We start from the raw sequence: 10,032 nt of genomic DNA, 5'->3' as shown, positions 1-10,032 counted from the left end.
GCGCCGCCGCTCCTGGCCCAAAAGCTCCCCACTCTTATCGTTGCTATTAGTCATAAACATAACCGTTTGCCTATCCCTTATCGTAAGGGGGAAACGGTGTCCTGTCTTTCATGGGGCTCGTTCAAGCCCCTCGCTTTGTAATCTCAGCCAAAACTCTTCAAGCCCAGATGACCGCGCAACGTCGGGTGTTCATACGCCGTGCGCAGATAACCGCGACGTTGCAGGATCGGCACCACCGACTCGGTGAATTCCGTGAAGGTGCCTGGCAGGTAGGCAGGCGATACCACATAGCCGTCGCAAGCACCCTGCTCCAACCAGTCAATCAGTTGCTGCGCCACGCTTTCGGCGGTGCCCGCCAATTGCGGTACGCGAATACTGGCGGCCATGATGGCACCGTACTCGCCAAGGGTGATGTCGCGCTCCAGACGCAGTTTTTGCGCAATCACGTCCGGCGTCGCCGAGTGCCTGGCGATGTCCAGCAGGCGGGTGTCCAGCGGGAACCGGGTGAAGTCGAAATTGGACTGGGTCGACAGGGTGATCACCCCCAGTTCAGGGTTGGCCAATGCATTGTGTTCATCGCGCTTTTTGATCGCTTCGGCTTCAGTGCCGCCAATGAATGGCATGACCGCCGTGAGAATTTTGCAGTCATCGGGGTTGCGGCCAATGGCGCGCATTTGCTGGTGGATGTCCTGACGGAATTCGAGCATGCGCTCTACCCGACTGTTGATGCTGAAAATGACCTCTGCCCAGCGCGAACCAAACTGCCGACCACGGCCCGACGCCCCGGCCTGAATCAATACGGGCTGGCCCTGGGGTACACGCGGGATATTCAGCGGCCCCTCACACTCAAAGAAAGTACCGCGGTGCTTGAAGGCATCGATTTTGTCCGGGTCCGCGAGAATGCCGCGAACCTTGTCCAGCACCAGCGCATCAGGCTGCCAGCTGTTCCACAACTTGAGCACCAGTTCGACAAACTCATCGGCACGGGCGTATCGCTGGTCATGGGCCAGATGCTGCGCATGACCAAACAGACGCGCTTCGCTGTCGTTCATGGACGTGACGATGTTCCACGCACTTCGCCCTTTGGAAATGTGATCGAGGGAGGCAATCGCCCGCGCTACATGGGGTGGTTGGTAGTAGGTGGTGGAACGCGTCAGCCCCAGGCCAATATGCCTGGTGTGACCGGCCAGCAGACTAAGAATCGGCAACGGGTCCAGCCGCGCAGCATCCTGGGCACCCAGCTCAAAAGAGCGCGCACGTGATTGCCCGGCCTGATCGCCAACCGCCAGGCGATCGGCAAAAAACAACAGGTCAAAGCAGCCGTCTTCGAGGGTTTTGGCAATTTCGATGTAGTAGTCGGGGTCGAGAAAGTGGCTATGGGTCTGCGGGTGACGCCACACCGCGTGACTATGTACCACGGGGCCCGAAAGCATGAACCCCGCCAATGCCATTTGCTTGGCCATAAGGTTTTCCTCGGTGATCAGAGTGCGCGGTCAAACATGGGAGTGACGTCGTAGGGCTTTTTCAGCAGCTTGGCGTCGTAGAGAAAATCAGAGGTGGCCTGGGCTTCGCTGACGATGGTGGGCGAGATGGGCAATACGGTAATGGCATCACGCTTGAACCAGGCCTTGGCGATTTCCGGGGAAGACTGGTTGGCCTTGGACCAGGCAGCCGCGTATTCGTCGACATGGCTCTGGCTCCATACCCGGGCACGGGTCAGACGCTCAACAAAGTCCTTGATGATCTCGCCCTTTTGCGCCAGCACCGGCTCATACGCAACTACATAGGTCGGTGCGCTCATCAACCCCTTGGCATTGCGGATCAACGTGCTGCCCTCTTTCTCCTGCAAGGAAACATAGGGTTCCCAGGTACCAAAGGCGTCAATGTCACCCTGGCTCAAGGCCATGCTCGCCTCAGCGGGCAACAGGAACTTGTAGTTCACGCTGTCACGCGGGACTCCGGCTTCATCCAGCGCCTTGAACATCATCTGCTGGCTCCACGAGCCGTTCCAGATCGCGACGGTTTTGCCTTTGAGGTCCGCCACCGACTTAATACCCGGGCGGGCCACGATGCCTACGCCGTTGAGGCTGGTCTGGGTACTGGCCACCACTTTGACCGGAGCTCCGTTGGCCGCCAGGCTGATCACCGGGGTGTCGCCCACCACACCAATATCCAGCGCGCCGCTGGCGACTGCCGAAGCCACGGGAGAGCCGGTATTGAAGCGTTTGAAGTCGATGGTGTAAGGCAAGTCTTTGAGCTCACCCGAGAGCTCCAGAACAATGCGATTGGAGAAGAACTGATCCCCCACGACCAGGGTCTGCGGTGCAGCAGCATAAGTGGGTGCGCCCTGCAGCGCCAGCGAGGCCAGACCCAGCAGGGTTAGCAATTTTCGACGTATTGTCATTAAAGATTCCTACAGAGTTAACGGATAACTCAACCATCTGTAGGCATGCAGTCTGGCATTGAGAAAAGAGGCTTTATGGATCGCCAAGCGTGGCGTTTTTAGAAGCTAACGCAATAAAGACATAAACATCTAATACTTTTAAGGCATATACATAGAACCCTGTCCGGGTATTTGGTTAGCTGTTTTTGGTATTAAGCATTTAACCCATCCAGGATTAAGGTGACCTCACCAGACCACTGGGCCCAATCGCATTTACTTCACTCATTCCAGCGCCAGTGCGCCTTTGAGCGCAGGCCCGGCAAGGTCAGATTGCATGCCTAATCCTGAATTGAACCTATGGGGCACCGCCCCGACCGATCGTTACGAACAATTGGCAGCCCCCTTTCGCCCGCTGTTTGAACACATCAGTGCGCAAGCCGCAGAGGCTGACGGGTCACGCAGCAGCCTTGCCACTGTGATCCAGCAATTGAATGCACTGGGCTTGCCGCGCTGGCGCTTGCCCGCCACTTATGGAGGGCAAGACGCCACGCTGGTTGAGCTGCTCACCCTGTTGACCGAACTGTCTGCAGCAGACTCGAACATCACCCAGGCCCTGCGCGGGCATTTTGGTTTTTGCGAGGAAGTGCTGGTTTCAAAGAGTCCCGAGTGGCAGGCAAAGTGGCTCGACACGCTCAGCCAAGGCGCGCTGCTCTCGCCAGGCAGTACCGAAGTGGGCACACAGACCCGTGGCGAGTTTGAAACACGCATCCATCGCTCTGACGACGGCTCGCTGCGTATCAGCGGGAAAAAGTTCTACACCACCGGGGCGCTTTACAGCGACCTGATCAACACGATCGGCACCGGTGACGACGGGACGCTGTACAGCGTAGTGGTCAACCTTAAAGCGCCGGGAGTACAGGTCATTGACGACTGGAACGGTTTTGGCCAACGCCTGACGGCCAGCGGCACCTGCATCTTTGATAACGTGCGACTGGATGATGAACCGCGCCCCACTGACCAGCGTTTTGCCTATGGGCAATCGTTCTTTCAGATTTATCACCTGAGCACCCTCGCCGGCATCGCCCGCCGCGCAACCTTGAGTGGCGCCGATGAGCTGAGCAAACGATCCAGAACCTTTTCCACCGGCAATGCCGATGTCGCCGCGCAAGATGTGCAACTGCTGCAAGTGATCGGCGAAGTGGCAAGCCAGGCCTACGCGGCACATGCCATTACCCGGCAGGCTGCGCAGCGTCTGGAGCAAACCGCGCAGTACACGATAGCCAGTGACCAACCGCTGGCCCACGACGACCCGCAGGTCGCACTGGCCGAGCTTGAAGTGTGCCTGGCAGTCAATCCCGTGGTGGATGCCACGCTCGCAGCGACCACAGCGCTGTTCGATGCCCTGGGTGCCAGCGCTACCGCCAGCAACAAGGCGCTGGATCGACTCTGGCGCAACGCACGCACCCTGGCCAACCACAACCCCCGCGTGTACAAATCGCGCATCGTGGGCAACTACCTGGTCAACGGCCTGGTACCGCCCTCGCAGTGGCGGGTGGGTGTAGCCAAGGGCTGAGTACCCGGCTACCCGCTCAGCCTGCCCTACAGACAGGCTGAGCGGGTAGCCGGTGAAGGTTCAACTGGAAAGATCAAGCATTGGCAATGCTTGCCAGCGCCGCCTTGAGCTCCCTTCCTCCTTTCGCCACAACGATCTGATCATTGCTGGCTACCTGGAACTCCTTAGGGGTCGAGTACACGCAGGTCACAGTGATCGCTGCACTACGCCCATTGGTGAAAACCACTTGCACATCTTCGTAGTTGGCGATGGCACTCTGAACCGAAAATGTCTCCGTGATTATGCTCGGCAGCGTCATGAGCAGGGCCGAAACATCACGGGCCATTTCGTTCAGGAATTTGGCTTCCTGGTGTTCCTGATGTTGTTTCGCCTCTGGGGTTACCCCCCTCGAACCACAGGTACAACTGTAAGAAGCAAACATGCCGCTGGTATGGTCACAATACATTTTGTCACACCAGCAATTCGTAACCGTGCCGAACGCACTGGCCTCATTCCCGCAACTGGGGCACGTGATAGTACTCATCTTTATCCTCTGAACTTATGGAGACCGGTTTGTTGCCATTGCGTACTTGTCGAGTAGCACATAACAAGTACGGTGGCGGCCTGTAAAACTGGCACTGAACACCCCCCTACGCAAATCAGGTAAGCGATACCGAACCAATCAAGACCAAACCTTCTAATTCATACGAAATCTCCTACAGCTTTTCTTCCGTAAACAACAACTTATGACGTGACCTGCTAAAACGCCCCGCGTGCTTTCGCACACAGGGCGGCAAGGCCGGATGACCTGAAACTCAACCTCTCACCCGACCGTACAATCAGGAAATCTTGATCACGACCTTTCCGAAGGCGCCCCTCGCCAAGTGCTCGTAGGCTTGTCGCGCTTCTTCAAACGAATAGACCTTATCGATTACGGGACTGATCTCGTTTTCGTTGAGAAAGGCATTCATTCGATCAAACAAAGAGCGTGGCGCGACCGCGATGCCGCGTATGGTCGTCTGCCAGAAGATCAGCGGCATCAGGCTCAGCGCGGTGGTCTGCCCCGTCAGGAAGCCGATTTGAGCGATCTTGCCTGCGGCTTTGGTTGCAGCAATTGACTGGTTCAGGCCATTGCCACCCGCAACGTCCAAAAGCAGGTCAACGCCTTTGCCGTCCGTGAGGCCCAGAACTTCATTTTCCCACTTGGGATTAGCCCGGTAGTTAACGCCAGCTACTGCGCCAAGCTTGATTGCAGCTTCCAGATTCCGGTCGCTGCTCGACGTCACAATGACTTTTGCACCGAGGGCGGTGGCCAGTTGAATCGAAATGACTTTAGGCGTGACCGACCGAACAGTCGATTTGGTCGCCGAAGGAGTGGATTGCGTACTCAGGATCGGGGAGCTGCCGGACTCCAGCCTGGTGGCCCGACGCATTGGTATGGCCACCATGGTGACGTGCGCTGCGCCTGAATATATTCGGGAGTTCGGCGTACCGGATACGCTGGAAGATCTCAAGGCTCACCGTGGTATCAGTTTTCTGTCCGGGCAAAACCAGCGCCCCCCTCCCCTGGCAATTTTCGCAGGATGGCATCGACAGCAGTTACATCAGTCGCCACGGTATCGTTGTCAATGAGTCCAACGCTTATGTGCAATGTGGCGTTGCTGGCTTTGGCATTCTTCAGGCTCCGGGAATAACCCTGGACCCGTACCTGGCTGATGGATCTTTGGTGCAAGTGCTCGAAAAATATCGGCCACGCCCACGCCCGGTATCCGTGCTGTATCCGAGCAGATTCCACCTCGCTCCGCAGGTTCACGCTTTTGTTGACTGGGTGAATCAGCGGTTTGCCCTCCTTTCTCACTCCTGGCTGGAGTAAAAGAGAGCCAGGATTCAATCCTGATTGTTTGCAGGCTGAGTCTGATTTGCTCGCAGGCTGCGCAGACATCGGCCGGGGGGCCATTTTACAGCCTCAAATCGACTTAAAACTTGTATGAGGCGAACACTGAACTGTTACCACCCGGACCAGCAGGCCACGACAGTTTTTCACCCATTAACACGAAACCCGCCACAACTGATCCAGCCTCGTAGTAAAGCTTTGGCTCATCATCTCCCGACGCATGCTCCAATCCGGCTTGCTCGGCACACTGGCGGCACGTAACGTCCCCCTGCCCCAACGCCCGTTGATCTGATCCAGAACCGCCATCACCCTGGATGCTTCTGCGGGCTGATTCATCGCAAACAGATCATCGGAAAACTCCCCGGGCTGGCGAAGATCCAGCAGCAGCACCTCGGCCTTGCTGTACTTGAAGCCGGGCTGAAAAACATGCTCCAACGCATCAACGGCCGCCTTGGTCAGCAGCCGCACATCATCCGTCGGGTATGGCAGGGTCACGACGACGCCTTTCGCGTATTTCGCTTCATCCGGGTTAAACATGCCTGTGCGGATGCTGACCCGGACTTTCTTGCAGTAAGATTTTTGCGCTCGCAGTTTTTCCGAGGCACGCATCATGTACGTGGCCACGGCCTCTTTGATCGGTGCCAGCTCGGTCAGCCGTTTGCCAAACATTCGACTGCAACAGATCTCCTGCTTCGGTGGATCAGGCTCGTCCAACTCCAGGCATGAGGTGCCCGACAGCTCACGTGCCGTTTTCTCGATCACAACGCTGAACTTTTTACGAAGTGACCAGGGGTCAGCCTTGGCCAGGTCCATCGCAGTCTTGATGCCCATGCTTTCAAGGTGAGCGGTCATGCGGCGCCCTACCCCCCACACTTCAGACACGGCCGTATTACGCAGCACCCAGTCGCGTTCAAGATCACCGCACAGATTCACCACACCACCGGTGCGTGTCTGGAGGCGTTTGGCCGTATGGTTGGCGAGCTTGGCCAGGGTTTTGGTGTGGCCAATACCAACACCCACGGGTATGCCGGTGCACTTGAGGATTCTGGCTCGCAACTGCCTGCCCAGGGCGATGACGTCTGCGATACCGGTCAGGTCAGCAAACGACTCATCAATGCTGTAGACCTCCACTGCCGGCACTATGGATTCGATCAGGCTTATGACCCGCTCGCTCATGTCACCGTACAGCGCATAGTTCGATGAGAACGCAACGATCCCCTCCTGCTGGAGGCGCTGCTTGATCTGGAAATAAGGCTCACCCATTTTCACAAAGGGCTTGGCCTCGTAACTGCGAGCGATGACGCAGCCATCATTGTTGCTCAGCACCACAATGGGAACTTTCGCCAGGTCCGGTCGGAATACCCGCTCGCAACTGGCATAAAAGCTGTTGCAGTCAATCAATGCAAAAACCGGCCTGGGCTTAGTGACCATGGCGGCGCACGCTGTGAGTAACCCCCCCCCCATTCGAGCAAGCGTCAGCAGCCGGTAACGGGAAAACTGCAGACATCTTGAACGCGTGAAGGGGTAAACGGACGCCGCCTTCAGCCTGAAGACCCAAGAGTGTAAAGCTCATGACGCACGCCTTTAATTAACTGTATGAATATACAGTTAACGCTGTAGGACGTATCTGGTCAATATTTCTGTCAGGGTTTTCTGACGGGAGGAGCCCGGGGTTTGTCGCAGGTGAGCACTCTCAATCTTCGCCACAGATAAGTGCCGAGGATATCCAGGCCCGAGTTGACGCTCATGTCACCGGCCCGGTGACAGCGTCTACAGGGGCCAGCAAATCAAGCATCGGCTCACCGCAATCGATGGTGGCCGATTAATCTTCTGCGCCACGAAACGTGACAGCGCGGTTGGTAAAAAACGTCTGCAAACTGGCTGGCTCATTACCTGAATCTGTCTTTCGCCTTATCTCTTCAAGCCCTAACTCAATACGGTAATCACAGAGGTGATCGAACAGCTTGTCTTGTGAGACCGTGATGGCCTCGCCTCCACTCTTGGAGCACAAGATATGCAGCACAGCGGCGAACGGGAGAGACAGTGCCTCCTCGACATCGCGCTCAAAGTACGCCTCCAACTGCGCAGCCAACAGCTCCAGCCACTTGTCATTCAAGTTGCAGGGCAAAGTGGACTCAAGTCTTTTGCGAAGCACCTCGTCACGAAACGAAACCATCAAATCCTTAGGGAAGCTCCGATCAACTTGCCGCAACCGCGCAGTAAGTTGAAAATCCCGCTGAATTTGGCGCTATTGACCGCGAAATATCCCGTACGCGCCACCTTGGCGAGCTTGTCAGCCCATTTCTCCGTGTTACGTGCGTAATTAGCCCATGTAGTGGTCAACTCATCCCGGACACGGTTTTGAGTTTTTCTTCCGTTTTCGCTGGGGCCAATCCATCGTTAAATTGATGAGGTCGGATCCAGTTGTAGTGATGCATCAGGTACTGGCTAATATCTCTCTGAGCCTGGTGGCCGGTCATGTAGCCAGTGGTTGGTATCCACTCTGTTTTCAAGCTGCGAAAAACCCGCTCCATCGGCGCATTATCCCAGCAGTTTCCTCGGCGGCTCATACTCTGACGCATGCGATAACGCCACAGCCGCTGGCGAAAGTTGCGGCTGCCATATTGGGCGAATTCAACCGGTCGTCGCAACACCTTTGACCGAGGTGTTTATGGGACGACCCGCAGGATGGATGCAAAAATTAACGGGCCGGGGAGCGATGCGTTCTCCAGGTGCGCCGTCACTTCGTAATGAGATCGAGCGGCTGTTCTGGGTGCAGATCGCGACCGGCATCACAAGCGAAAAAGCAGCACAAGCCGTTGGCGTATCAACAGCGGTAGGCACACGCTGGTTCCGTCATCGGGGCGGGATGCCATTATTCATGTCGAACCACATTTCAGGACAGTACTTATCGTTCGCAGAGCGAGAAGAGATTGGGCTGCTTCGGGCGCAAAGTGTTGGTGTTCGTGAGATTGCCCGTCGCCTTGGACGAAGCCCATCGACAATTTCACGGGAGCTGACACGTAATGCTGCAACTCGTGGCGGTCGGCTTGAATATCGAGCTTCAGTTGCGCAATGGAAGGCAGAACTAGTTGCCAAGAGACCGAAGCCAGCGAAACTGGTCACTAATCCGCGATTGCATCAATACATACGAGACCGTCTTGAGGGTAAAGTTAAAGACGCTGATGGCCGTGAGATTGCTGGGCCTCGACAAGCACCCTTCAAAGGCCGAAATAAACCACATCGCAGTGACCGTAAATGGGTCAATGGCTGGTCGCCCGAACAGATTACCAACCGACTCAAGATCGATTTTCCGGACGATGAATCCATGCGCATCTCTCACGAAGCCATATATCAGGCGCTCTACATTCAGGGTCGAGGAGCTCTCAAACGCGAACTGGTGAGCTGTCTGCGCTCAGGGCGAGCATTGCGCGTGCCGAGAGCTAGAGCGCAAGCCAAAGCATGGGCACACGTCAGCGAGGATGTCATGATCTCCAGTCGCCCTGCTGAGGTAGAGGACCGGGCTGTACCCGGGCATTGGGAGGGCGACCTGATCATTGGTCTGAACCGTTCTGCGATTGGAACGCTGGTCGAACGCTCAACTCGATTCACCATGCTCGTCCATCTGCCTCGCGAGAAAGGTTATGGGCTAATTCCCCGGACGAAGAACGGCCCGGCGCTGGCTGGATACGGGGCTGTTAGTATGGCCAACGCATTGAAGAAAACAGTGACTGATCTTCCCATCGAGCTGTGGAGATCTTTGACCTGGGATCGTGGGAAGGAGCTGTCGGATCACGCTCGATTTACCATCGAGTCCGGAGTGAAGGTCTTCTTTGCTGACCCTCATAGTCCATGGCAGTGCGGTACAAACGAGAATACGAACGGCCTTCTACGGCAATACTTCCCAAAAGGTACCGATCTGTCTCGCTGGAGTGCGCATGAGATCCAAGCCGTGGCTAATGTGCTGAACACGCGGCCCCGGAAAACACTCGGCTGGAAGACACCTGCCGAAGCACTGAATGAGTATCTAAAATCAGTCCAACAATCCAGTGTTGCGACGACCGGTTGAATTCGCCTTGGGATCCCTGGTCTGAGTGAAATAGCAGGCCTTGCGGCTTGCCACGCTGCTCGTAAGCCACATCCAACGCCTTGATCACCAAGTCTGCATCCGGCTTTTCTGATAACGCCCAGCCCACCACTCGG

7 protein-coding genes and 4 pseudogenes are annotated in these 10,032 nt (G+C 56.4%); 3 read left to right on the top strand and 8 right to left on the bottom strand.

Annotated elements, in window-relative coordinates; all coding sequences use genetic code 11:
- Positions 1 to 143 precede the first annotated feature (143 nt).
- Together AC19YQ_RS24325 and AC19YQ_RS24320 are read right to left on the bottom strand one after the other, a co-directional pair.
- The gene (locus AC19YQ_RS24325) at positions 144 to 1,463 is read right to left on the bottom strand and encodes an LLM class flavin-dependent oxidoreductase (protein WP_326397544.1); all 1,320 of its coding nucleotides are present in this window, start codon (positions 1,461 to 1,463) and stop codon (positions 144 to 146) included.
- Between the two features lie 17 nt (positions 1,464 to 1,480).
- Positions 1,481 to 2,404 (bottom strand): ABC transporter substrate-binding protein, encoded by a 924-nt coding sequence (locus AC19YQ_RS24320; RefSeq protein ID WP_500596119.1) that lies wholly within the window; start codon positions 2,402 to 2,404, stop codon positions 1,481 to 1,483.
- Between the two features lie 313 nt (positions 2,405 to 2,717).
- Between AC19YQ_RS24320 and AC19YQ_RS24315 the strand changes: the two genes are divergently transcribed.
- Positions 2,718 to 3,956: an acyl-CoA dehydrogenase family protein gene (locus AC19YQ_RS24315; protein WP_133077987.1), complete on the top strand. Its 1,239-nt coding sequence runs from the start codon at positions 2,718 to 2,720 to the stop codon at positions 3,954 to 3,956.
- Positions 3,957 to 4,029: 73 nt separating this feature from the next.
- Here AC19YQ_RS24315 and AC19YQ_RS24310 read toward each other — a convergent pair whose 3' ends face one another.
- On the bottom strand, positions 4,030 to 4,401 hold the full coding sequence (locus tag AC19YQ_RS24310) for a hypothetical protein (protein WP_133077988.1): 372 nt from the start codon (positions 4,399 to 4,401) through the stop codon (positions 4,030 to 4,032).
- 373 nt (positions 4,402 to 4,774) lie between these two features.
- A pseudogene (locus AC19YQ_RS24305) lies at positions 4,775 to 5,254 on the bottom strand (zinc-binding dehydrogenase); the annotation flags it as partial.
- Between the two features lies 1 nt (position 5,255).
- Here AC19YQ_RS24305 and AC19YQ_RS24300 point away from each other — a divergent pair.
- Positions 5,256 to 5,808 (top strand): annotated as a pseudogene (locus AC19YQ_RS24300) (LysR substrate-binding domain-containing protein); the annotation flags it as partial.
- A gap of 174 nt (positions 5,809 to 5,982) precedes the next feature.
- On the opposite strand, the gene umuC reads toward AC19YQ_RS24300, so the two are convergent.
- The 3 genes and pseudogenes from umuC to AC19YQ_RS24285 form a co-directional block, all read right to left on the bottom strand.
- Entirely contained in the window at positions 5,983 to 7,260 is a 1,278-nt protein-coding gene (gene umuC, locus AC19YQ_RS24295; RefSeq protein ID WP_500596118.1) for a translesion error-prone DNA polymerase V subunit UmuC, read from the bottom strand.
- A 391-nt stretch (positions 7,261 to 7,651) separates the two neighbouring features.
- A complete protein-coding gene (locus tag AC19YQ_RS24290) occupies positions 7,652 to 8,005 on the bottom strand; it encodes a hypothetical protein (RefSeq protein WP_326397538.1) in 354 nt (117 codons plus the stop codon).
- Positions 8,006 to 8,168: 163 nt separating this feature from the next.
- Positions 8,169 to 8,489, bottom strand: a pseudogene (locus tag AC19YQ_RS24285) (integrase core domain-containing protein); the annotation flags it as partial.
- Between the two features lie 32 nt (positions 8,490 to 8,521).
- Between AC19YQ_RS24285 and AC19YQ_RS24280 the strand changes: the two are divergent.
- A complete protein-coding gene (locus AC19YQ_RS24280; protein WP_500596117.1) occupies positions 8,522 to 9,898 on the top strand; it encodes an IS30 family transposase in 1,377 nt (458 codons plus the stop codon).
- Between the two features lie 7 nt (positions 9,899 to 9,905).
- On the opposite strand, the pseudogene AC19YQ_RS24275 reads toward AC19YQ_RS24280, so the two are convergent.
- Positions 9,906 to 10,032: pseudogene (locus AC19YQ_RS24275) on the bottom strand (IS3 family transposase); the annotation flags it as partial.

The organism is Pseudomonas sp. MF06569 (assembly GCF_059862735.1).
This window is presented reverse-complemented; position numbering and strand designations above follow the sequence as displayed.